At 51.4% G+C, this 22,798-nt stretch carries 24 protein-coding genes and 2 tRNA genes; 5 read left to right on the top strand and 21 right to left on the bottom strand.

Features of this window, described 5'->3' with window-relative positions; all coding sequences use genetic code 11:
- Positions 1–2: 2 nt before the first annotated feature.
- The 3 genes from E3E33_RS09365 to E3E33_RS09375 are packed head-to-tail and all read right to left on the bottom strand — an operon-like array spanning position 3 to position 3,180.
- Entirely contained in the window at positions 3–1,049 is a 1,047-nt protein-coding gene (locus tag E3E33_RS09365; protein WP_342764286.1) for a DUF835 domain-containing protein, read from the bottom strand.
- A 59-nt stretch (positions 1,050–1,108) separates the two neighbouring features.
- The gene (gene glmU, locus E3E33_RS09370) at positions 1,109–2,368 is read right to left on the bottom strand and encodes a bifunctional sugar-1-phosphate nucleotidylyltransferase/acetyltransferase (protein WP_167710794.1); all 1,260 of its coding nucleotides are present in this window, start codon (positions 2,366–2,368) and stop codon (positions 1,109–1,111) included.
- Positions 2,365–3,180, bottom strand: a complete 816-nt coding sequence (locus tag E3E33_RS09375; protein ID WP_167710833.1) for an undecaprenyl-diphosphate phosphatase — start codon at positions 3,178–3,180, stop codon at positions 2,365–2,367. The genes glmU and E3E33_RS09375 overlap by 4 nt, the downstream gene beginning before the upstream one ends.
- Positions 3,181–3,237: 57 nt before the next feature.
- Between E3E33_RS09375 and E3E33_RS09380 the strand changes: the two genes are divergently transcribed.
- Together E3E33_RS09380 and E3E33_RS09385 are read left to right on the top strand one after the other, a co-directional pair.
- A complete protein-coding gene (locus E3E33_RS09380) occupies positions 3,238–4,044 on the top strand; it encodes an MBL fold metallo-hydrolase (RefSeq protein ID WP_167710795.1) in 807 nt (268 codons plus the stop codon).
- A gap of 62 nt (positions 4,045–4,106) precedes the next feature.
- Positions 4,107–5,183: an NOG1 family protein gene (locus E3E33_RS09385; protein ID WP_167710796.1), complete on the top strand. Its 1,077-nt coding sequence runs from the start codon at positions 4,107–4,109 to the stop codon at positions 5,181–5,183.
- Here the strand turns inward: E3E33_RS09385 and E3E33_RS09390 are convergent.
- Both E3E33_RS09390 and E3E33_RS09395 read right to left on the bottom strand, forming a co-directional pair.
- Complete coding sequence (locus E3E33_RS09390) at positions 5,180–6,106, bottom strand: zinc ribbon domain-containing protein (RefSeq protein WP_167710797.1); 927 nt, start codon at positions 6,104–6,106, stop codon at positions 5,180–5,182. The genes E3E33_RS09385 and E3E33_RS09390 overlap by 4 nt on opposite strands.
- 132 nt (positions 6,107–6,238) lie before the next feature.
- A complete protein-coding gene (locus E3E33_RS09395; protein WP_012571311.1) occupies positions 6,239–6,631 on the bottom strand; it encodes a 30S ribosomal protein S8e in 393 nt (130 codons plus the stop codon).
- Positions 6,632–6,746: 115 nt separating this feature from the next.
- Here E3E33_RS09395 and E3E33_RS09400 point away from each other — a divergent pair, with 115 nt between their 5' ends.
- Positions 6,747–7,637 (top strand): membrane protein, encoded by an 891-nt coding sequence (locus tag E3E33_RS09400; protein WP_012571310.1) that lies wholly within the window; start codon positions 6,747–6,749, stop codon positions 7,635–7,637.
- On the opposite strand, the gene pyrG is transcribed toward E3E33_RS09400, so the two are convergent.
- Positions 7,634–9,235: a glutamine hydrolyzing CTP synthase gene (pyrG, locus tag E3E33_RS09405; RefSeq protein WP_012571309.1), complete on the bottom strand. Its 1,602-nt coding sequence runs from the start codon at positions 9,233–9,235 to the stop codon at positions 7,634–7,636. The genes E3E33_RS09400 and pyrG overlap by 4 nt on opposite strands.
- A gap of 125 nt (positions 9,236–9,360) precedes the next feature.
- On the opposite strand from pyrG, the gene E3E33_RS09410 reads away from it, so the two are divergent.
- Positions 9,361–10,260, top strand: coding sequence for a hypothetical protein (locus E3E33_RS09410; protein ID WP_167710798.1), 900 nt, complete (start codon positions 9,361–9,363; stop codon positions 10,258–10,260).
- Between the two features lie 6 nt (positions 10,261–10,266).
- Here E3E33_RS09410 and E3E33_RS09415 read toward each other — a convergent pair whose 3' ends face one another.
- The 4 genes from E3E33_RS09415 to E3E33_RS09430 form a co-directional block, all read right to left on the bottom strand.
- Positions 10,267–10,647 carry a DUF555 domain-containing protein gene (locus E3E33_RS09415; RefSeq protein ID WP_012571307.1) on the bottom strand — a complete coding sequence of 127 codons (381 nt, stop codon included), beginning with the start codon at positions 10,645–10,647 and terminating at the stop codon, positions 10,267–10,269.
- Between the two features lie 12 nt (positions 10,648–10,659).
- A complete protein-coding gene (locus tag E3E33_RS09420) occupies positions 10,660–10,947 on the bottom strand; it encodes a DUF357 domain-containing protein (RefSeq protein ID WP_012571306.1) in 288 nt (95 codons plus the stop codon).
- 694 nt (positions 10,948–11,641) lie between these two features.
- Positions 11,642–11,719: transfer RNA gene (locus tag E3E33_RS09425), tRNA-Val, on the bottom strand.
- Between the two features lie 10 nt (positions 11,720–11,729).
- A tRNA-Ala gene (locus E3E33_RS09430) sits at positions 11,730–11,807 on the bottom strand.
- Between the two features lie 115 nt (positions 11,808–11,922).
- Here E3E33_RS09430 and E3E33_RS09435 point away from each other — a divergent pair.
- Positions 11,923–13,071, top strand: coding sequence for a M20 family metallopeptidase (locus E3E33_RS09435; RefSeq protein ID WP_167710799.1), 1,149 nt, complete (start codon positions 11,923–11,925; stop codon positions 13,069–13,071).
- A gap of 27 nt (positions 13,072–13,098) precedes the next feature.
- Here the strand turns inward: E3E33_RS09435 and E3E33_RS09440 are convergent, their stop codons facing one another.
- The 11 genes from E3E33_RS09440 to E3E33_RS09490 form a co-directional block, all read right to left on the bottom strand.
- The gene (locus E3E33_RS09440) at positions 13,099–14,013 is read right to left on the bottom strand and encodes a GNAT family N-acetyltransferase (RefSeq protein WP_240912070.1); all 915 of its coding nucleotides are present in this window, start codon (positions 14,011–14,013) and stop codon (positions 13,099–13,101) included.
- A 10-nt stretch (positions 14,014–14,023) separates the two neighbouring features.
- Entirely contained in the window at positions 14,024–14,734 is a 711-nt protein-coding gene (locus E3E33_RS09445; RefSeq protein ID WP_167710835.1) for a phosphoglycolate phosphatase, read from the bottom strand.
- 64 nt (positions 14,735–14,798) lie between these two features.
- Positions 14,799–16,049 carry a tRNA pseudouridine(13) synthase TruD gene (gene truD, locus E3E33_RS09450; RefSeq protein WP_167710800.1) on the bottom strand — a complete coding sequence of 417 codons (1,251 nt, stop codon included), beginning with the start codon at positions 16,047–16,049 and terminating at the stop codon, positions 14,799–14,801.
- A 3-nt stretch (positions 16,050–16,052) separates the two neighbouring features.
- Positions 16,053–16,409 carry a peptidyl-tRNA hydrolase Pth2 gene (gene pth2, locus E3E33_RS09455; protein WP_167710801.1) on the bottom strand — a complete coding sequence of 119 codons (357 nt, stop codon included), beginning with the start codon at positions 16,407–16,409 and terminating at the stop codon, positions 16,053–16,055.
- A 59-nt stretch (positions 16,410–16,468) separates the two neighbouring features.
- A complete protein-coding gene (locus E3E33_RS09460; RefSeq protein WP_167710802.1) occupies positions 16,469–18,517 on the bottom strand; it encodes a hypothetical protein in 2,049 nt (682 codons plus the stop codon).
- A 60-nt stretch (positions 18,518–18,577) separates the two neighbouring features.
- Positions 18,578–19,894 (bottom strand): aspartate--tRNA(Asn) ligase, encoded by a 1,317-nt coding sequence (aspS, locus tag E3E33_RS09465; RefSeq protein WP_048055023.1) that lies wholly within the window; start codon positions 19,892–19,894, stop codon positions 18,578–18,580.
- A gap of 29 nt (positions 19,895–19,923) precedes the next feature.
- Positions 19,924–20,436 (bottom strand): KH domain-containing protein, encoded by a 513-nt coding sequence (locus tag E3E33_RS09470; RefSeq protein WP_012571299.1) that lies wholly within the window; start codon positions 20,434–20,436, stop codon positions 19,924–19,926.
- Between the two features lie 102 nt (positions 20,437–20,538).
- Positions 20,539–21,159 carry an HD domain-containing protein gene (locus E3E33_RS09475; RefSeq protein WP_012571298.1) on the bottom strand — a complete coding sequence of 207 codons (621 nt, stop codon included), beginning with the start codon at positions 21,157–21,159 and terminating at the stop codon, positions 20,539–20,541.
- A gap of 8 nt (positions 21,160–21,167) precedes the next feature.
- Positions 21,168–21,974 carry a DUF4392 domain-containing protein gene (locus E3E33_RS09480; protein WP_012571297.1) on the bottom strand — a complete coding sequence of 269 codons (807 nt, stop codon included), beginning with the start codon at positions 21,972–21,974 and terminating at the stop codon, positions 21,168–21,170.
- Between the two features lie 3 nt (positions 21,975–21,977).
- Positions 21,978–22,157, bottom strand: a complete 180-nt coding sequence (locus E3E33_RS09485) for a hypothetical protein (protein ID WP_167712244.1) — start codon at positions 22,155–22,157, stop codon at positions 21,978–21,980.
- The gene (locus E3E33_RS09490; RefSeq protein WP_167731678.1) at positions 22,154–22,798 is read right to left on the bottom strand and encodes a TIGR02253 family HAD-type hydrolase; all 645 of its coding nucleotides are present in this window, start codon (positions 22,796–22,798) and stop codon (positions 22,154–22,156) included. Before E3E33_RS09490 ends, E3E33_RS09485 begins: the two co-directional genes overlap by 4 nt.

Consider the following 22,798-nt stretch of genomic DNA (forward strand, 5'->3'; position numbering starts at 1 on the left):
ACTCAATCCCCCAAAAATTCTCTTTCCAGCATTTTTCTGTGGAACGTTTCCAAGGCATTGGGATCCACTACCAGTATCATTGTCCCCCCTCTAGTCAGTACTCTGTCTTTTATGTTCAGGAGGAACTTAAAGACGTTCTCAAAGCCATTCTCTAGAATGAGGTACTCAATGGCGTCTATATAGATGATACTGTAGCCTTCTTGCAATGCCTTGGCTATGAAATCCATAAGTATATCTATCTTAGTTGGGCTTATGGCATAGATCGCAGGAGAGTCATGCAGCCTGCCTTCCCTGGCCCTTGTAATCCAAAACACTGTAGCGTCGGGACTTATCCGCTGTTTGAGCGTGTTGACATCCTCGCGTGTTATCATAACCAGTCCTGACTTGCTTTCCCACTTGCCAAACTTCCCAGAGACGTCATCTTTTGTATAATAAAGAAAGGCTCCCGATGGAATATCCTGCTTACCTGAAACTTCAATATGGGGAAAAGGGTTGAACACAAATTTGATTGCCCCCACAGCGGCTATGAGCCTGAAAAGAGCGCCAAGAGAAAACCCTACTGGAACGAACTGATCGAGATTCCTAGTAAATGGATACGTGAGGTTCAGAGCTCCGAGGAGTATCAAGCCCCATGGAAACAGTGCATCTACACCATGGCCCGAAATCTTATGGCGTTTCAGCACCAAGCCGAAGTATATAAGGGCTCCGCCATAGGCAAAGGATGGAAAGAGGGAGCTCAGGATAAAGTTATCCCCAAAGACATTAGTGGCTAAGAGAAGCAACCATACATACGAAGCAACCAAAAATACCGAGAGATACACAACGTGCTTTAACATGGTCGTCTCATACTTTAAATGAATCGCTCCCCAGATAAGTAGAATAGCTATGAAGAAGTTGGGGATCTTGGAGACGATTCTGTAGATCTCAGCGCTTAGTTCAATACCGAGAGGGCCAAAGATGTAGCTCTCAACATCGAGGGCATTAATGAAAAAGGCGGCACTCAACAGCGCCCAGCCCTTTTCCTTGGTTTGATACGTCTTGTACGCCACGGCAAAAAACAGCAACCATCTCGAAAGAAAGTTAATATGTGGGATAATATCTCCCCAAATCATCTTTCCATCACCACCTTCTCCTGTCTCACTACCACGAGGCTGTTGCTTGGTATGTTCTTATCCACAACAACCCCAGGTCCGACGAAGGAGTTGCTGCCTATCTTCCTGCCAGGGTAAATGGTCACGTTTATGCCCACCTTGACATTGTGGCCTATTATCGCCCCAAGCTTTCTCCTTCCAGAGTCCTCGAGTTTGCCCTTTATCTCGACTTTTATGTTGCCTTTATCATGTCTGAGGTTTGCAGTGATCGTTCCAGCGCCAAGATTTGTGTTTTCTCCAATTATCGAGTCTCCCACATAGTTGAGGTGAGGAGCGTTGCTGTGATCCATGATTATGGAATTCTTAACTTCGACGGCGTTGCCTATGTGGCAGTTGTCACCTATACTTGTGTATGGCCTTATGAAGCAGTTTGGGCCGATACGAGAGTTCCTTCCAATTTTCACTGGGCCGATGATATAGGCACCGCTCCTAATGATGGTCCCCTCACCAATCTCAACAGGGGGAACGAGAGTCGCACCTTCCTCCACTATGCCCTTAATCTCGTGCCTCAGCTTATTCTTTAAGAGGTACTCGTTGAGCTCGATGAGGTTCCACGGTCTTCCAACGTCGTTCCAGTAGCCGGAATAGGCCGCGTAGGTCACCTTTTTTCCGGCTTTTATCATGAGGTTTAGTGTGTCGGTTATCTCGTACTCCCCTCTCTTGCTCAGCGGCGTTTTTGAGATGAATTCAAAAACATCGGGCTTGAAGATATAGACACCGAGATTAGCATAACCGGAGACCTTTCCAGGCTTTTCTAGCACAGCCTTGACGAGGTTTCCATCCACCTCTATCTTTCCGAAGTGACTCAGATCCTCGAACTCTTTAACCAGCACTGCAGCATCTGCCTTTTCCTTCTTGAATGCCTGGATAAGCTCCTTAATGCCATCTATCTCGAAGTAGATATCGCCGTTGGCAACTATGAACTCTTCTCCTTCAATATAATCCTTAGCTGACTCTATAGCCTTGGCAGTTCCCTCCCCTTCAAGCTGGTCAACGTAGGTTATCGGCTTTCCGTTGAACTCATCTCCGAGAGTTTCAATCAGCTTCTCTTTCTGGTATCTAACTATCAAGATGAACTCGTCCACAAACGGGTCAAGGTTTTCGAGAACGTACTCGACTATCGGCCTGTTGGCAACCTTGAGTACAACTTTCGGCCTGTCGTCTGTGAGAGGCCTCAGCCTTTCACCTTTTCCAGCGGCGAGCACTACAGCCTTCAAAAGATCACCCCCAGGATGTAGACAATCACCGCGATTGAACCGAAGAGTATAAGGAAGGTCCTCCTATTCAAGGACTCCGCGAGCCTGAGAAGGAGGTTCATCGTGAGAATGCTTGTAGCGAAAGATGCGAGGAATGCGGTAAAGAGAAGGGCCACCGGGAGGTCTGGATCCCAGCTCTCTATAAACGCAAGCCGCATAACGAGGTACACCGGGGTGACGAGAAAGCTCAGCTCAAGGGCGCGTTTTACACTCGCCCCCGTGCTCAGGAGGATCGTTAAAGTGAGTCCGCTCCTCGATATGCCCCCAATAAGAGAAATTCCCTGGGCCAAACCGACAACCAGGGAGTCGATGAGCGTGGGTTCATCTTCATGCTCTCGGAGACGATCATCAACGCCCCTCAGAGGGACGCTAATGCGTCTGGCCATTAAAAGTCCCGCGGTAATTATGATCAGGCCAAGAATGGCGTTAATTATGTCCGCAGTCTTTGGGCTGAGGATTTCCGGAAGTCCCACAACCACAGGATACCCGATGAGAACTGTAAACAGCGAGGAATAAAAGACAAACTTCCCATCCGGGTCAATGCTCATCCTGATAGCCTTTTGGGCACCCATAGCTATTTTCTCTCGAAAATGGAACAAGATAGCGAACAGAATCCCCAGATAAGCGGGGACAAGGTAGCTTTCGTACAGTGGGTCCATACTCTGGAACATTAGCGTTACGGAATATCCTTCAGGGCTGATTGGAAGCCACGAGGACAGTGCAACGATGATACCCGAAATCAAGGGGAGAGAGTAGTCATTCAAATATACCATGGTGACCACATGAAAGGTTTTAACTCTATGGGAACATAAACTTTTCGAGGGAGTGATATGAAACTGACGGTTCTCTGCGAAAATAACTCGGGTTTTAAAAAGGGTCCCCTCGGGGCTCATGGCTTCTCTGCCCTGGTGGAACACCGGGGAGTTAGGGTTCTCGTTGATACTGGAACGGACGGGAGGATCCTTCTCAACAACATGGAGGAGTTCAGAGTAAAACCAAGAAAAATCAATTACATATTCATCACCCACGGTCACTACGACCACACGGGCGGGCTTAAAGTGTTCCTCGAAGCGAGGGGAAAACCTATCAAGGTGATAGCTCATCCAGAGATATTCCGGAGAAGAATAGCACTTAAGCCACACAGGCGCGATATAGGGATTCCGTTCACGAGGGAAGAGCTTGAAGCTCTTGGAGCCGAGTTTATTTTAAGCGAGAAGCCCCTCGAGTTCGCGCCCGGCTTCATCAGCTCCGGCGAAATCGAGAGAAGAACCTGGGACAGGGCGGTAGGCTATCTCGAAGAGAAAGGGGAGCTCATCAAAGACCCCGTTAGGGACGACATGGCTCTCATAGTCGACCTGGGAGAGAGCGCTGCAGTTATCACCGGTTGCGGACACTCAGGCGTTCTCAACATAGCCTGGCACGCCGAAGACGTTTTGGGGAAGCCCGTTAAAGCCCTAATCGGAGGGCTGCATCTCCTCGGTGCGAGCAAAGAGCTCCTTGATGACGTAGTTGAGAAAATTGACGCCGAAAAGCTCTACGCAGGCCACTGTACGGGCATAGACTCCTACGCCTATCTGAAGGCGAGACTTGGGGATAGAATAGAACCCCTCCACGTGGGCAAAACGGTAGAGCTCTAGCGAACCTTTAAATACCCCGCCGAAAAGCTAACCACCGCGAGAGAAAAAGAGAGGTGAGAGAGATGAAGAACCCATTCGAGAAGATGCCAACTGTCCTTACTGCTGACGAGCTCATCGATAAAGCCTTCCGAAGGGCTGAAAAAGCCGCCTCAGCATTTACCCCCAAGGGCAACCGGGTAATGAAAGCTCGGCAGAGGGAGGAGCTCAGGGTTAGAACGGTCTCCAATGTTGTGAGGGACAATCTCAGAAAGATACTCGACAGAACGCCGGGCGTTTCGACGCTTCCGAAGTTCTACCAGGACCTGGTTGATACGCTCGTTGACCGGGACCAGTTCCACCGCTCGCTGGCCCACGTCAACTGGGCGATAAAGACCATAAGGAACCTTGAGCAGAGATACGTTGAAAAGATACGCTACTCCAGAGAACCTGAAGAAATAGCCAAGCTTAGAAGGCAGTTCTACGGAAGAGTTGCAGACGTTATTAAAGAGATAGGAGACGACCTTGAGTACCTCAACCAGGCAAGGAACGTTCTCAAAGATTTACCGGTCGTTGATCTGGAACTTCCAACCGTTGTCATAGCCGGCCACCCAAACGTTGGCAAGAGTACTCTGCTGAGGGCCCTGACTAACGCGAAGCCTGAAGTTGCCAGCTACCCGTTCACCACAAAGGGCATAAATGTCGGCCAGTTCGAGGAACACTACCTCAAGTACCAGGTCATTGATACCCCAGGACTGCTCGACAGGCCGCTGAGCGAGAGGAACGAAATCGAGAGGCAGGCAATTCTCGCTTTGAAGCACCTTGGGAGAGTGATAGTCTATATCTTCGACCCGTCAGAGTACTGCGGCTTCCCCATTGAGGAGCAGATGCACCTCTTCGAGGAAATCTACGAGGAGTTCAAAGACTTCCCGTTTATAGTTGTCCTCAACAAGATGGATATCGCCGACGAGGAGAAGATTAGGCAGGTCGAGGAGTTCGTTAAGAGTAAAGGCCTTAAGCCGCTGAGAATTTCAGCGCTGAACGGCGAGGGGCTGAACGAGCTCAAGAGGCGCGTCATAGAGCTGGTACAGCCAATGGTCGAGGAGCAGGCGCGGAAAATAATGGAGAATGAACTGAGGAAGTTCAGGGAAGAAGAATTCTAGCCCTCTTCTCCCATCTTCTCAACCTTGACGCCGCAGTAGGGGCAGAACTCCAGATAGAGCGGTCTCATGGCCCCACAGTTCTCGCACTTTTCCTTCAGCTTTGCCCCGCAGTTGGGGCAGTAGAGGTAGTCATCCTTAACCGGAAATCCGCAGCGGTAGCACCTGTTCTGTCCTATCCTGCGCTTGTAAACCCTCCCAGGCTTGAAGTACTCCTTCCTCAGGTAGTAGAGCGCCGCAGCTGAAGCTCCTGCTCCGAAGAGACTCAGCCCTATCATCTGGATAGTGCTCCATATCGCTGAGAGGATTAGGTAGATGAGCAGCAGTGAAGAGTAGGCTATTAAAGAGGTTGTGTAGATGTTCCTGCGCTTTCTGAAGAGCAGGAACGAGATTATGAAAATCGGCAGAGCGAAGAGGAGCTTTAGCGCCAGAACTTTGAGTCTGTAAATCTGATACTCCCGATTGTACTCGTCCCAGGTTTTTGCACTCAATTCGCCTATACGCGCATTAAGCTCCACCAGCTGCTGGTGAACATCCTCATAAGCCCCTTTAGCCGCCAGATACCTCGCGTATGCCCTTTCGTAGTTCTCCTTTGCCTGAAGGTATTCCTGCCTCAGCTCCTCCGTGACATTGCCACTCTCAATGGCCAGGCGGTACTCCTCGCGCTTGAAGAGGTAAACCCTCTCCGCCTCAGTCAGGTTGTCCTCGGTCGCTTGATACGTTTTGAATAGCTCCCGTTCCAGGGTAAGTAGCCTGCTCTGATTGTCGAGGAGCTCGTCTAGTCCATACTTGGCCTGGTAATCAGAATAGTCTGGCTCCGCGGGAATACGTTCAAGCTCTCGAAGAAAGTTGATGCTCGCCAGAAGGAGGAAAATGACAAAAAGGGTTGCAAGTATCTTCTCAGCTCGGGAATATTCATTCTCCATAGGATACCATCACTGTAAATTAGTCGCCATACCATATAAGGGTTTGGAACTCATAAAAAGTTGACATAAAGACGTCAGAACCGAACATCTAAAGGAAAGCTAAAAGGACACATCCAGAGGAAGAAGGAAAAATCAGGCGTTTTCCTCCTTGATGAGGACGGCGTTAACGACGCCGTGCTGGCCGGGCCTGCTGGTAACGATGGCCCTGCCGATCTCAGTCTCGATGATGGCACCCTTGGTGATGATGTTCCTCCTGACGTACTGCCTGTTGGCCGGGTTCTCAACGACTCTGAGTACCTTAACCTTCTTGCCCTTGCCACCGTCGAAGACGTTGGCGTAGAGGGCCTCAATGAGCCTGACCTTCCTGTTGCCGCCGTAGGTTCTGATTATCTTCTTCTTTTCCCTGCCCTCGGCAACTTTCGTGAAAGCGGGCTCCCTTCCAAGCTCCCTCTTCCTCTTCTTCCTAGCGAGGATAATCCTTCCACCTGAAGGCTTCCTGAGTGACCTTCCCTGCCAGATAGCCATTTATCTCACCTCATGAGCTTAATCTTTAACCTATCGCCACTTTGGGCGGTTCGTTTATAAGCTTTTCTGGAAGAATTTTTAAAGCCTTGTCCCCATTACTCCATCGGGTGGTGGTATGGGAGCGATAGATGCTTTTACAAAGACCTTCTCGATAGTTCTCGCCAACAAAAGGCTTTACCTACTCGTCCTGGCAATGGCGCTCATCCTAGCCCTGCTGTCAATATACCTCATACCAAGTGACTTTGAGTACACATACAATCAGACCTCCATCCAAAAGGGCAATGTCATAGTTGAGGAATACGGGACGCCGATAACGGAAGATGAGATGGACATATTGATTGAGTTTTTCAAAGGCCTGATGATTTACCTCATCATAACCATCGTTCTAAGTTCAATCGTTGAGTACGGGATAACAAAGGGTATTTTCACGTACCTTAACGATGAGGACTACAGCCTCAGCGAACTGCTTGCGGATGGACTCAAACATTTTCCGGGAGTGCTGGTGATAAACATAATCTATAGCCTCATAATGCTCGTTTTCATAAGCGTCGCGACCATTCCAATGGTTGTGGGGGCACTGTTCCTCCCGGCTGGAGCCGTGCTCATACTGATTGGCGTGGTTCTTTTGTTCTTGGTTCTGGCCTTCACTTTGGGACTCTCATCTATGGCAATCCCCCTCTACGCGGACAAGGGCACCATAGGGGCCGCCTTCGAGGCATTCGGCTTAGGGTTCAGGAACGTCCTCTCAACCGTTGGATTCGGCGCCCTGCTGGGTGTCGCAGCCATAGGCATCGCCATCATAGCCAGCCCTCTGGCCTTCATAATCCAGCTCACGCTTCCGGAGAACCTGGCTCCCTACGTTTCAGCCTTCGTGCAGGCACCCTTAGACGCCCTGCTATACTTCTTCCTCTGGGCCGGCGGGGTTGCCTTCTACAGGGAGCTCCAGAGAATGGAAGAGCTGAAAAAAGTTGATGAAGAGCTGGTAGGGCTGGGAATAGAAATTTAATCCCCAAACTTCTTTTCTTTTGCTGCTTTTACGAGCCCCCTGAAGACAGGCGCCGGGTTCATCGGCCTCGACTTGAACTCGGGATGGAACTGCGTTGCTATGAAGTAGCGCTTTTCCGGAAGCTCGAGTATCTCCATCCTCCTCTCGTCGTCTCCCGCTACGCCGCTGAAGACGAGGCCAGCTTTCTCGAAGCGCTCGATGAACTCGGGATTGACCTCCCACCTGTGTCTGTGGCGCTCGTAGATGAGCTCCCTGCCATAGAGCTCCCTTGCGAGGGTGTTTGGCTTTATCTTGACCGGATAAGCACCAAGGCGCATGGTGCCGCCGAGCTTGTCGAGGCCCCTCTGTTCCGGCATGAGGTCAACGACGGGATAGGGTGTCTGCGGGTCGATCTCCGTCGAGTGTGCCCCTTTGAGGCCGAGAACGTTCCTCGCAAACTCGACAACCGTCAGCTGGAAGCCGAAGCATATGCCGAGGAACGGGATGTCGTTCTCCCTCGCGTATCTTATCGCCATCATCTTGCCCTCGGTTCCCCTTGCTCCAAAGCCCCCAGGCACTATTATGCCATCCACACCCTCAAGGAGCTTAACCCCATGTTTCTCAACGTCTTCTGCCTCTACCCAGCGGATCTTGACCTTGACGCCGTTGGCCACGCCAGAGTGCTTCAGGGCTTCCTTTATGCTGAGATACGAGTCGGAGAGCTTGACGTATTTACCAACGATGGCTATCTCGACGGTGTCAGTGAGGGACTTGTACCTCTCCACCATCTCGCGCCAAGCATCTAGCTCGGGCTCCCTCTCAGGGAGACCGAGCCTCTTGGTGATGTATCTTGCAAGACCCTCCTTTTCAAGCATGAGTGGAACCTCGTAAGTGTCCTCGACGTCGTAGGCGCTTATAACGGCCTCCGGTGGAACGTTTGTGAAAAGGCTTATCTTCCTCCTTGCACTCTCCTCGAGTGGGTCTTCGGAACGGGCAACTATGGCATCGGGCTGGATTCCTAAGCTTCTGAGCTCCTTGACGCTGTGCTGGGTCGGCTTGGTCTTCTGCTCACCGACAACGCGGAGCTTGGGGACGTAGGTTACATGCACGAAGGCAACGTTATCCCTGCCTTCCTCAAGCTGCATCTGCCTTGCCGCCTCAAGGAACGGCATGCTCTCAATATCGCCAACGGTTCCGCCTATTTCAACGACGACGACATCGTAGTCCCTCGCTATCTCCCTTATGCGCTCCTTTATCTCGTTGGTGATGTGCGGTATGACCTGAACGGTGGCGCCGAGGTAATCCCCTCTTCTTTCCTTCTCAATGACGGCCGAGTAAATCTTGCCGGTGGTGATGTTGTGGTCGAAGGTAAGGCTCGTGTCCAAGAAGCGCTCGTAGTTGCCGAGGTCGAGGTCAACCTCTCCGCCATCGTCAAGGACGAAGACCTCACCATGCTGATAGGGATTCATAGTTCCAGCGTCGTAGTTTAGGTAAGGGTCGATTTTAATGTTCGTCGTCTTGAAACCCCTGGCCTTCATGAGCATGCCAAGAGAAGCACTGGTTATACCCTTTCCAAGACCGCTAACCACACCGCCGGTTACGAATATGAACTTGGCCATGGCAAAACCTCCATCGGTTATGTCGTTGGTTGATTAATGAGTGCTTAAAAGCTTTGTTGAGATCCGATGAGGTTTGACACCAGAAATTTTAAGAAGGGTTCAATGTACTTTTATCAGATGTAACTATGCCAATTTCAACTAACGGTCTAATTAGAACTCTCAATAGTTGGAAGTTCTGGGCAGTCCTGCTGCTGGCCATTCTCGTGACCTATGTCTTGTTCTTCCCTATCTTCAAGCCCCTTATGGAAGATTACAGCGAGCTGAAGTCCTTTGAGATGCAAATGGTGAAGGAGCACGATGCAATGGTCTGCCACCAGATATACTCAATGAATTCCGGCATCTTTGAGAGAATCAATGCGACCTGTGATAACGAATACTACCGTCCCAACATCTCGACAACAACATACAAAGGTTTGGTGGTTTACAGGGACACATACGAGAAGTTTCAAGATGCTAGGAGAAGAACACTGGATGATCTTCACAAGGTGATTCCACTTCTTCCCCTCCTGGCGGTTCTGATGCTGTACTTCAACTACGTTCTCGTTGACACGGAATACCTCCTCATGAAGGGCACAGAGCCGGCCCTTAGAGATGCCCTCTTGAAGGGACTCAACTCAATTCCTGGGCTTATTATAGCGGAGTTGACGACCCTGCTGGCGGTGTTTCTAATCGGCGTCATCCTCGCAGTATCTTTAGCAGCGATTTTCGGCGAGCTTGGAATAATGCTGGTGGCTTTCATGATAATGCCCGCACTCTCACTGGTGACCCCCACCTACCACTTCACGCGCCTTGTTATCCCTATAGAGGAGATTCTAAGAACCGCCAAAAGATGCCCCGGTGGATACACCGTACTTGGCCTTCTAATTATGATCGTCGGCTGGCTGTTCGAGGCGGCTTATACTCATTACCTAGGCATTTGGAGCGCGGCAATTCTGGCGCTGCTTGGTCTCGTGAAGTACATGTTGGACAGTCTTGCGGCTCTCGTTGTTTATCTCGGCGGAACTGAGGAAGAAAAGACAGGATAGCCGCAATCACTCCTCAAACTCCACTCCTTCACCCTCTTCCTCTTCGGTCAGCTCCCTAATTTCATAAACCTTGAGCGGAACCTTCTTGAGGGCCTTCCCGATGACGGCCTTCGCTATCCTCTCGGCGTGCTCTATGGTCTGGGCATTGTAAACCTTAATCGTGAGGTACATGCCTACGAGTCCGACCGAACCGATCACGAAAGCGCTCTCGAAGTGGGCGCCGCAGACCGGGCACTGGGAGTAGCCAATCTCCACCCTCACGAAGTCGAGCTTTTCCTTGTTGAGCGCTTTGGCAACCTTCGAGACAGCAACGTTTATGGCATCCTCACTCGTTTCAACGTCCCTGACTATAATCGGCGCCTCCAAAACGACTACGTAATCTCCCATCGCTCTCACCTCTCAGCCAAAAGCAAATAGCCTATCGTCTTCTCCCCTAAAGACTCCGAGCCTTACCCCGGCATCGATAAAGCCGTGGGCGTAGTTGAGCGCGGCGAAAGCCGTTACATAGTCGCCTTTCTTGTAGTAGTATTTAGCGTCTTCAAAATAGCTCCTCGCCATAGTGAGGAAGTCCTCCGCAACGCTCCTCAAAAGACTCTTTTCGTGGACAGCTATCTCAAGCGTCCTAAGCGCCTCCTCAGTGATTCTAAAGTACTTCTGGAGCTTTTCCTCGGTTATCTCTCGCTCCACCGGTCTCGCCTCACGGTTGGTAAGGAAGGAATCTTATAAACCTTATCCCATTAGCCCTTGCCTTCGGCAAGCGCTGGCGGAAAGTTTTTACTGCTCATATAACATAAAATCAGAACGGCATGCAACTCTAATATGGCACCCTCCAACGAGTTTATCAATATAAACGGCAGCTTGTGGGGTTTCATTTTTATTCTGACGTCCTTCGGGCGCCGTATTGAAGTGAAATACTGCAAAATGGCCATTGATTGTAGAAACCACTCCTAAGAATTAGCAATCCAAAAGCGACATACTAGCTTTGATGAAACTCTACGAGACTATCGTCCCTCGCGTCGAGCTTTGCTCGACGTCGCGCAGGCGAACAAGCTTTTAGAAAAAGCTTGACCAAAGAAACTTTGCAGAGCAAAGTTTCATCAAAGTTTGTGGTTCTTCTCCCCAAAGGTGCAGTTGAAAGGGTTTGCACTACCAAACTGCTATTTTAAGCTGGAATTCGCATTTCACAAGCCTCAAAACGCGGGTTTAAACCATTAAAGCGCTCCAAAGAAGCGCGGAAGAAAACCCACGTCAAATAAAGCAACTTCAAAAAAGGAATCCTTCACCAAAAACCACACTCAAAAAGGCAAATCCTCTCAAAGAAACACCTCAAAAAAGAATCACCAACCTTGATCAAACTTCACGCAGGCGAAGTTTGTAGAACTGGTGGGCCCGCGGGGATTCGAACCCCGGACCTCCACCTTGTCAGGGTGGCGTCATAACCAGTCTAGACCACGGGCCCAACCCAAGGATGGTGGACCGGCCGGGATTTGAACCCGGGGCCTCCGCCTTGCCAAGGCGGCGCTCATACCAGGCTGAGCTACCGGCCCACTTCCCATCGACGCCGTAATCACCTACCAGGGTGGATTTATAAATTTTTTGGTCTCTTTAGATGGGCATCGAAAAGCTAATATGGGTGTTTGTCGAGGTTAATGCGGTGATACCATGAACCCCATTGAAGAGGCCCTGAAAATTAAGGATGAGATAATAGCATGGAGAAGGGACTTTCACATGCATCCAGAGCTAAAATACGAAGAGGAGCGGACTTCCAGAGTCGTCGAGGAGCACCTGCGTGAGTGGGGATACAAAATAAAGCGCGTCGGCACCGGAATAATAGCGGACATCGGCGATGGAGAGAAGACCATAGCCCTCCGCGCCGACATGGACGCTCTCGCTGTTCAGGAGGAGAACGACGTTCCCTACAGGTCGAAGATTCCCGGAAAGATGCACGCTTGCGGCCACGACGCTCACACTGCTATGCTCCTCGGGGCGGCGAAGATAATAGCAGAGCATGCGGACGAGCTGGGTGGAAAGGTTCGCCTAATCTTCCAGCCGGCAGAGGAAGGTGGCAACGGGGCACTGAAGATGATAGAGGGAGGAGCTCTAGATGGAGTCGATGCCATCTTTGGCTTCCACGTCTGGATGGATCTGCCCAGCGGAATAATAGGCATCAGAGACGGACCGTTTTTGGCAGGAGCTGGCTTTTTCGAAGCGAAGGTAATCGGAAAGGGCGGACATGGTGCTTCTCCCCACGAGGCAATTGACCCCATACCAATAGCCGCTGAAACCGTTCTGGCCCTTCAGACGATAGTGAGCAGGAACGTTAACCCAATCGAGACGGGAGTTGTTAGCGTTACGGCCATAAACGGCGGGACAACCTTCAACGTTATTCCCGAGGAAGTTACCCTAAAAGGAACCTTCCGCTACTACAAGCCAGAGGTTGGAGAGATGATAAAGAAAAGGATGGCCGAGATAATAGAAGGCGTTGCCAAAACCCATGGCGCACGAGCCGAGTTCAGCATCAACGACCTCGTTCCGCCAACGATAAACGACAAGGCAATGGCGGACTTCGCGAGAAAGGTGGCCGAGAAGTACCGCCTCAGGCACGGCGATGTCGCGATGTCGATGGGCGCAGAAGACTTTGCCTACTATCTCCAGAGGGTTCCGGGGGCTTTCTTGGCGCTTGGAATAAGGAACGAGGGGAAGGGAATAGTTCATCCCCACCACCATCCGAAGTTCGACGTTGATGAGGACGTCCTTCACCTCGGAACAGCGATGGAGGTTGCCCTCGCCTTTGAGTTTCTGAGGGCGTGACCTTCCTCTTTTTTGTAGCCCCACCTATCAAAGACGCTTGCCAAGTATCAAATTCTCCCCTATGACCCCGGGCTTTAACTTAAAGGAGTTCGTTCTATCCACGACCGTGAGAACCTTTCTGAACCCAAGCTTTTTAGCCCGCCCCAGCGCGAGTGGAATATCATCTCTCCTGCCCCACATGAACAGAATGGATTCATGTTCTTTCCCTGAGAGTCCTTTCAGCACGTAGTAGGACTTTCCAAGCCTGCCGCTTTCGAACGGCGGCTTATCATCGACACCGGCTATTCTGTCCACAAAGGAGACAAACCATTGGTGGTAGGAGGTCTGAAACCTTCCTGCGGCCATTTCCATGTTCTTTATGTCGTCCCACGAAAACTCAAAGAGTTCTGGCTCTTCCGGCGTCGGGAAGCTAGAGGTCTCAAACTTCACGAGATAGCCCCTGTAGAGAACCTCCGAAACGCCGATCTTCTGGTAGAACCCCACAGCGTCCGGGTCGGGGTTTGTGGTGAGAAGGGTACATCCCATATCACTGGCCAGTTCTTCTAAGAACTCTACAATCACCCGCCCGATTCCGCGCCCCCTGAATTCCCTGTGAACTTCGATAACATCCAGGTGCGCTATTTTGGTAATCTCCCCATGCACTGGTTCTTCGCTTATCAGAAGCTCGGCCTCTCCGACTATTCTCCCGTCTATCTCGGCGACCACGGGGAGATGTCCATTGAGAAGGAGGTTGTTGAGATGAACCGCACAGCTCTCGATACTCATCCAGGGGCCGCCGTGGAGATAGCGCTCCCTTATGCTCAGCTCCTCATAGCTAGCCTCCCTAACCCTTCCGTCTTCTCGTTTAAGCCACCGCTCAACTCCGGATCGGTGAACGTCCACTATTCCAGCCGCGTCTTCAAGCGACGCAATCCGCACGTTCAGGGTCGAGACCATAGCCATAAGCTTCCCCCTATTCCTTCGCGAGGTACCCAAACTTCCGTAGGACGTGCATTATCCCCTCGGCCCCTCCCTCCCCGTAGGTCGTCTGCGTCACGTAGTCGGCTTCAGCTTTCAGTGTCTCTGGGGCCTGCCCGACGGCCACGCGATAACCAACCACGCGGAACGCATCGAGGTCGTTCTCGCCGTCGCCAACGTGAGCAACTTCTTTCGGACTTATGCCGAGAATCTCGCAGGCCTTCTCTATGCCCGCCCCCTTGTTTATCCAGGGCTTCTTGATGTGTATCGCGAAGCCAGAATCCACTGCTATGAGGTTGAGTCCAAGCTCCTCAATGAGTGCCCTAACAGCCTCAACTGGAATCGTACGCAGTACGACGAGACCCGCCTTTCTTTCGGGCATTGAGAAGCTGAGAACCGCCTCGGGATAGCGCCTCTTTATCTCGCTCCAGAGGATCCACTCCTCGTCCATCGTTGTGAGGTATATCCTCTTTCTCAAGCGGCCGTCCTTTACCGAGAGGGCACCGCCATCCTCGGCCACGACCGGTCCTGTGATTCCTATCATTATTGCCATTGCCTCAGCAAACGGCACGGAATTGCCCGTGACAAGCATGACCGGGACACCGAGGCTCTCGGCGAGCCTTATGGCCTTTAGAGCATCCTCGTGAAGCCGCCTGTCGGGATAGGTGATGGTGCCATCAATGTCTAGGGATATGGCTTTAATCATTCTCCTCACCCTGAGGCCACTCAACGGCCACCGATAAAAGGGTTTCTTCTCATTCTTGTGGTGGCTAATGATCTTTCATTATCTCCCTCAGAACGCTCGTGGCGTAAACCCCCTTAGGCAGGAAAAAGCGGAAGCACATCCCTACGCTCGGAACATAGCCGTAAGTCAGGCCGAGGGGCCTTATGAGGAGCTCCCTCCTCCCACCGGGCTCAGCCATTGGCTTCGGGAGTCTCTTGAAGTCTTTTAGTGAGAGGTTTTCCTCAGCGAGGAGCTCCTCTTCAAGCCTTCCGGGGATGCCCCTGGCTCGTCTCATCGAGAAGCCAAAAAGCGGTCCCGAAACCATGGCTTCGCCCTTGCGGATTTTTTCCTTCACAAAGTCGATGTTCGTCTCTGTGACGCGGTAGGTTCTGTCGCGGTAGGGGATACCCCCTTTAATCTGGACGACGATGTCTCCAACCAGAGCCTCATTCAAGGGGAGTCCCTCTTCGATTCTCCGGGAGATGTAGAGATTAAAGAGGTATGACTGATAGGCGTGGATGAAGATACGCATTATGGGCAGCGGAAGCGAGAGGAAGGCTTTCCGCCAGCTCCCGGTTTCCTTGTACTTGTAGAGCATCGCCCTCTCGTAGCGGAGGAATCCGGGAAATTCTTCAAGGGCCCTGTTCACATCCCCGGTCTCCCAGAAGTTCTTTCTGGCCTCATCCCCTTCCATTCCCCCTCCATGGGCGCCAAGAAAGAGCCTTGCGGCACCTTCAAAGTCTCCCTTCAGAAGGAGCTTTCCAATCAGATGGTTGGTAACACGTCTCTCACCGAAGCGCTGATAACCAAAGTAGTTGGGGAAGCCTCCCTTCGAGCGGAGCTCTCTCACTATTTCCTTCGTTCTCTCGAAGGCGCTCTCGTCAACGTCGCGAACGATGATTTTAAAGCGGTTCCCAAGTAGGTGGCCAAGTTTGAGAGCTCTCCCATAGGAAACAAAGCGGAGTTCGATGTCTTTGATTCGAACAGCCTCAACTTTTTCCTTCGCATCTCGCGGCACGCTGATGTACTGATAAGTCACGGCATGTCTGTCTTTCGTTCCCGCGAAGCCGATGTCCTTATAAGAGATTCCAGCACGTTTGGCTATCTCCTTCACTGCCGCCATCGTATCCCAGTTGCGCTTTTTGAGGAGGAAAATCGCATATTTTTTGCCATCAAAGGCACTCCTCAGAGGCTCTTCCATAACGATGAAGTCCTCCGGCTGGGCTTTTATTCTCCCACCTATCCCGGGCTTTTCACTCAAATACTTGAACTGGGAGAAGAACTCACGGTAGTCCATGCCTCACACCAGCTTTAAATGCCCAGTAACCTTATCAACGAGCTCCTCTGGAGCGGGCCCTACCGCCAAACAGGTTATTGTTCCCGGGGGAATCTCCGTCAGCCCCGCGTCCCTGATAAGTGCCGTTGGTATGCCCAGCTTTTCCGCATGGGCCTTCAGTTCGAAGAGCTCCCTCTCGTTCTCAGCCTTGACCACGACCTTCTTCTGTCCCTCATGGAACCATGCCTTGAACCACTCTGGCTTCTCCTTCTGGGCTTTTAGAGCAGCCGTCACCGCACCATGGGCGACTTGAACCGCCATCTTGCCCTTGCTGAGCTTCAGATCCTTCCTAATGACCATGACCTGCTTGTACCTGAACATCTCTCATCCCGTGGAGAGTGAGAAAAGGGACTTATAAATTTAAGGAGAAGGAAAAAAGCTCAGAGCTCAACCATTTCAGAGCTTTCCCGCTCTTCTTCCTCGGCCTTCTTAGGGAGTCCGCCTGGGCGCCTGTGCTTCTTCCTCTCGAGCTTTTCTCTGAGCTTCTCGGACTCGTCCCAGTACTTGTAGGTCAAACCTCCGAAGACCAGTGCGAGTATCAGGAAGAGTATTCCCAGAACCTTCCAGTAGTTGGTCGTTGGGTTGTACTTCTCGACGACTGCACTTATCTCCTTGGCAACTGGGGCTGGATCGCTCATGTTGGCAAGGGTCTGGTTGATGTACTTTGGAAGCTCCTCCGGGCCCGGATAGACCGGAACTTCTTTAACGATGACCCTCGGTGGGATGCTGTTTATGGTGACGAGATTGCCGAGCTCAAGCTGGTGTTCATTTCCGAGCGGGTCTGCATAAACAAGTACCGCCTTGACGTTGGTGAGGTTCTCCTTAAGGACCTTGAAGTCAACCTTGACGGTCTTCGTTTCGCCTGCCTTTATGGTGCCCACCTCAACGGCAGTGGGGCCATCAACGCTGTTGGGCAGGTCGAGGAGGAGTGTGGCGTTCTGGACGAACTCGTAGTCCGGATTTCCATCAGCGGCCGTGAGGATGAACCTGACGGTGACATTATCGCCCACATTTGCGGTGACATAGCTTCCCCACGTTCCGTTGTAGGCCTGGGCTGTGACGTCAATGGCAGGTATACCGTATACCTTGATCCCAGTGAGAGGCTGGGAGTATATCACCCGCTCTTGGCCAGTTTCAAGGCTCTTATCGTCGTAGAAGGTGACTATTACCTTACCAATGTCAAATTCCCCAACCTTGGTTGGCTTGAGGACGTAGATAAGGGCAGGCATTTTGGTAAACGCAGGAAGTGTTTCAAACGCCCATGTTTTTGTCATGCTGACCAGCTCGAAGTCGTTTGGTATTGGAGCTGCAACGCTGACATCGTAAGCATCGCCCTTGCCAAGGTTCTCGACATTTATGGCCACAACGAGGTTGTCGCCAAGCATTATCTCCTTAGGAACGGCATCTATCATGGCAATAACATTGGCCTGCCTAAGGATTGGAGTTACTTGAGCACCAATGGGAGCGTAAACCCTGATGATAGCCCTCTTATAGTCGGGCTCAGCACTCTGAACAGACAGCTTGAGGGGAGCGTTCGGAACGTCTTTGGGAAAATCACCTATCTCAAGGATCATTGATCCAAGGCTCTGATCACCTTTGAAGACTTCAACAGTAATTGCACCTCTAGTAGCTGATATGAGCTTGACGTAGTAGGTAACATTGTCAACGGTTATCGGGAGCTTCTCGTTGACGTAAAGGAGGTCATTGTAAACGAGAACTGTCTCAACGGTTGTCGTTGGAGCGGTTTCTTCCTCGCCTTCCCTCACTATCTTGAAGTCGGTCGAGGCGACCTTGGGGACATAGATGTCAACTGTCGCCGGACCATCGCTTGTGGTGTTTAAGAGGTGAATGTAAACGTAATTGGAGTAGGAGTAAACATCACCGAGCTTATACCTAACGCTTCCACCAGAGCCCTCGGTTATCACGAGGGTCTGGGTCTCGCCGTACGGGAGAGTCACAAGGAAGGTAGCCTGTGTGTCCGAGGTTGAGGTGAGTTTAATGCTTATCTGTGGGAAGCCCTCGGGGAGGTTTATTGTGTCACCCACGTTGAGCTTCTGGCCAGAGAGTAACTTCTGGAGAGGGGACTGTATCTCGATGAGGGCGGTCTTGGTATCAGATCTGATCCAGGTCAGAGTAATGTTGAGGTACTGGTTGTCGGCCGCGGGATAAACAAACGACTCGCCTTGCCCCACAACGTAGAGCTTTGGACCATCCGGTCCGTTGACCTGGAAGCTCAGCCTGCTCCAGTACATATCAACGTCGATGAACTGCACCTCAAAGGGACCCAGAACAGCCTTGTCTTTTAGTCCAAGCGAGATTCCCGTTATGCTGGCGTACTCGGGCACCGTTGCGGATTTTACTAGGTGTGCCATAGGTGCAAATGAGAAAATCATCAGACCCAAGAGGATTAAAGCGGCAGCCTTTTTCATATCTCCAGCCTCCAAAGAGTAGTCAACTAATCACCAAAAGGAAAAGGTGGTATAAAGGCATTACGGTGTGAGTCTTCTCCTGTCCCTCGGGAAGAGTACGACTTCCCTGATGTTGTTGAGGTTGAGCATCTGTTTGAGGAGTCTCTCCGCCCCGAGACCGAAGCCACCATGAGGAGGCATGCCGTAGCGGAAAGCCTTGAGATAGAACTCGAAGCTCTCCGGGTTGAGGCCCTTCTCCTTAATCTGCTCGACGAGGACATCAACGCGGTGCTCCCTCTGGCCGCCTGAGGTTATCTCTACTCCCCTGTATTCAAGGTCAAAGGCGCGGCATATCTCCGGCTTGTCGTCGTACTTCATGATGTAGAAGGGTTTGGCCTCGCTCGGATAGCGGTAGAGGAAGTAGAGTGGTGCGTTCTCGTTCTCCATCATGTACTTTCCAAGAAGTCTCTCGCCCTCTGTGTCTATGTCCTCGCCCCAAGGAATCTCCTTGCCAAGGTCGGCGAGGATCTCAAGTGCTTTGTCATAGGCCAGCCTTGGGAACGGCAGTTTCGGCTCCTCAAGCTCGAAGTTCAGCGTTTCAAGCTCCTTTTCGTTGTGCTCGCGGACGTGATTGATGGTGTAAGCGATGAGCCTCTCAAGGAGCTCCATTACTTCCTCCTCGTTTTCTATGAAGGCCATCTCCGCATCTATGCTCCATGCCTCGTTGAGATGCCTGGTGGTGTTGTGCTCCTCTGCCCTGAATATGGGGGCGACTTCATAAACACGGTCGAGGCCGCTCGCCATCATTATCTGCTTGTATAGCTGCGGACTCTGGGCAAGGAAGGCGTCCTTCTCGAAGTACTTCATAGGGAAGAGCTCGGTTCCACCTTCGGTTGCGGTGGCGATTATCTTTGGCGTGTGAACCTCTATGAAACCCTCGCCGTGGAAGAAGTCGTGAACCGCTTTGAAAACGCTGGAACGGATTTTGAATATCGCCGTTACCTCGGGCTTTCTGACGTCCATGAAGCGGTTGTCGAGCCTCGTGTCAAGCTCGGCCTTGACTTTTCCCGTCGGATCAAGGGGAAGGGGTGTTTGGGCCCTGCTGAGAACTTCGAGCTTCTCGGGGAGGATTTCAAAGCCGAGCTTTGCCTTGGGTGTGAAGTTGACTATTCCCTCGACGGCTATGACGTCTTCTGAGTTGAGCTTCGGGATGAGTTTGAATATTTCCGGGTCAACCTTCTTCTTCGGTGCGGTTATCTGAACTATGCCTTCCCTGTCCCTTATCCAGAGGAACTTTATTCCTCCGAGGTCCTTAACTTCCCAGACCCAGCCAGCAACCTTGACGCGCTGGCCGTTTAGGTCTTCCGTAATCTGACTCGAGTAGTGCGTCCGGTACATCTCTACAACCTCCATTAAGAAAAAAGAAGTCAAATGAAGTTTATTTTAACTTCCTGGCCGACTATCTGGGAGAGTATGCTCTCCAGAACCTCCGCCTTCTCCGGGAGCTTCTTCCTATCCCTGCTGAGAACGAGAACCTTGTAGTAGGTTCCTCCGCCCGGCTTGTAAACGATGTTCACGCCAAAGACTCCGGCAGGGTAGAGCAGGTCAGTGGCGAGCTTCTTGACGTCGTCAGTGCCTTTCACTTCAACGCTCTCAATGACCCTTATCCTCTTACCGAGCTCCCTCATAAGGGCCTTTATGTTCTTGCCACCCTTTCCGATGGTTATAGGAACGTCGCCCTCGCCAACCATGATTATTACGAGGTCGCCAGCTTCAACGGCCTTCTTGAATTCAACGTCAGCGTCGCCAATGAGCTTGTATAGGAGTCTCGCGACTTTAACATCCAGCTCGGAGATAATCCCTTCTTGAAGCTTTTTCTCATCAGCCGGGCACAGAATGTCGTCGGTCTTTAAACACACCTCACAGATTGGCGCCTTCATCTCCTCACCTCCCTCAGCCTGAAGAATGACCTTAAAGGGCTAACCCTTAATTCTGGAAGTCCTTTAAAAACCTTATTATGGAAGAAAAGGCCAAAGGGGAGTTCAGATTTCTCCCCCTATCTCGCGCCTTATACGCTCTATGAACTCCTCTGTAAAGCGGTGGCGTTCTTCGGCCATCTTTTTAGCGGTTTCCGTGTACATGAGGTCTTTGAGCTTAAGTATCTTCTCCTCAAAGTGTCTTAGAGAAGCCTCTATGTCCCTGCCGTGCTCGCCTGAGTACATGAAGACCCTCGCAATGCCTATCGCCCCTATCGCATCGAGCTTGTCGGCGTCGCTGAGTATCTTCGCCTCAAGAGTGGCCGGCTCCGGACCGCGCGAGAAGCGGTGAGCCTCTATCGCGTGAGCAACGGCCTCGACTTTCTCTTCTGGATAGCCTAAGCTTCTCAGGTACTGCCTGGCTATCCGCGCCCCTTCAGCGGCGTGGTCTTCCACCTTTCCGACGCTCTCAAGAGGTCTGGCAACATCGTGGAGAAGCGCCGCTAAAGCTAGGATTTCTAGATCCGCACCCTCTTCTCTGCCTATGTGCATACATAGGTTGAAAACGCGCTCCACATGGCTGAAGCCGTGGGTCCCCTCGCGTTCAAAGAAGCTCATAGCAAATTCTCTGGCACGTTCTATCAATTTGAGAGTTTTCTTATCAGTTATGAACGCGTCCAGCTCCATTCAACCACCTAAATGGCTTCATCGACTACTGCCTTTAAAAGCTCAACGATTCCTTCGTGAACCATTAAACGTATCCCGTCCACGCTCGGAGCCAAGGTCTTTGAGACGCCGTCTATTAACCCAGCGCTGGAGATGGCCTCAATAACTCTTCTCTCGTCCCACCCCTCGAGGAGATTTCTTCCAACTTCAATCGATGCTTGAGCAACCAAGCCGTAGGCCCCCCAATTGGAGACGGCGGAAACTATGAGCTCGTCCGTCTCGACAACACTCGCTATCTTCTCTCCGTGTGGAACGTGACCCACAACCAGCTCCCGGATTTTTCCCATGCCAATCTCGTTGCCTCCGTCGCCTACCCCTATCGTGGGAATTCCAAGGGCTCTCGCTTTGAGAAAGATGCCATCCAGGGGATCTCTCTTTATCTCCAGGGCACTCATGGAGTAGTATCTACCGTCGGCAGCCCTACCCGGGGTCTCGACGCTGATTATCAGGGAGTAATCCTCTGGCTCAGGAGTCCTGGCAAGGGAAACGCCGAAGGGTTCGAGAGCCTTTTCGACCTCTGAATACGTCAGGATTTCAGCCTTTCCTCCAAGCATCTCAACGGCGCGATAAATGGCCAGTGCTCCCGGTGGCCCGTCAGTTTCGGCCACCATCATTGGTGGAATGGGAAAGCCCGTAACTATGAGAACCCGCTCGAGATTGTCTAAGAACATCTTTGTAGAATTATGTAAAAAATTAAAGTTCTTCCTCCGGTAGTCGAGGTAAACCTTCAGCACTCCTCTGTTCCCGATATCGGTGTTTATTAGATGCGCTATCATAGCTCATTCCTCGATCTCATAGACAATGATTCTAACCTTCTTGCCCTTCACAGCTTCCTTCAGCTTCCACCAGAGCTCCGTCGGTTCCTCGCTCCTGTGGGTCAGCTCGTCGCCGTTCTCGAGCTTCACCTTCTTTTCAGTATACTTAACAAAAAGGCCCTTAGCATTGAATATTTCCTTCATCTTTCACCACCTAAAACCTTTCTAAGCTCGTAAAGGGTTCTAATCTCGTAATCAGCCATGTTGTAGCCCCTATCACCATTACGGTTTATCCACACGGCGGTCATACCGACGCTCTTGGCGCCATAAACGTCTTGGCTGAGGGAGTCGCCGACCATAACAGCTTCACCGGGCTCGACTCCGAGCCTTTCAATGGTGTAGAGGAAGATTTTAGGCTCGGGTTTTATGGCGTTGACGTCGTCCCGTGTAATGACGACGTCGAAGTAATCCAGAAGACCGGTGAGCTTAAGCTTGAGCCTCTGATATTTCGGTCCGCTCGTCACAATACCAAGCTTATAGCCGGTATCCCTCAGCCATTCCAGGGTAGGAATAGTGTCCGGATAAACCTGAAGTTTGTGGGGATACCTCTCGAGAAGCTCCTCATATTTCAAATCGAGGTCAAACAGTTTGAAAAAGAAGTTCCAATCGTGCCAGTCGTAACTGTCCCTCCTGCCGAGTATCTCTGAGAGGAATCTCTCCCTTGCCTCGTCCTTGCTGATTCCAAGCTTTCTAGAGAGCTTATCGTAGACCTGCGGAAGGAAGAGCATTATCAGAGGCTCCTCAGTTAGTATCGTTCCATCGATATCGAAGAGAACAGCCTTCAT

Origin of the sequence: Thermococcus sp. GR5, from assembly GCF_012027535.1 — an archaeon.
In the GTDB taxonomy this organism is placed as follows: domain Archaea; phylum Methanobacteriota_B; class Thermococci; order Thermococcales; family Thermococcaceae; genus Thermococcus; species Thermococcus onnurineus.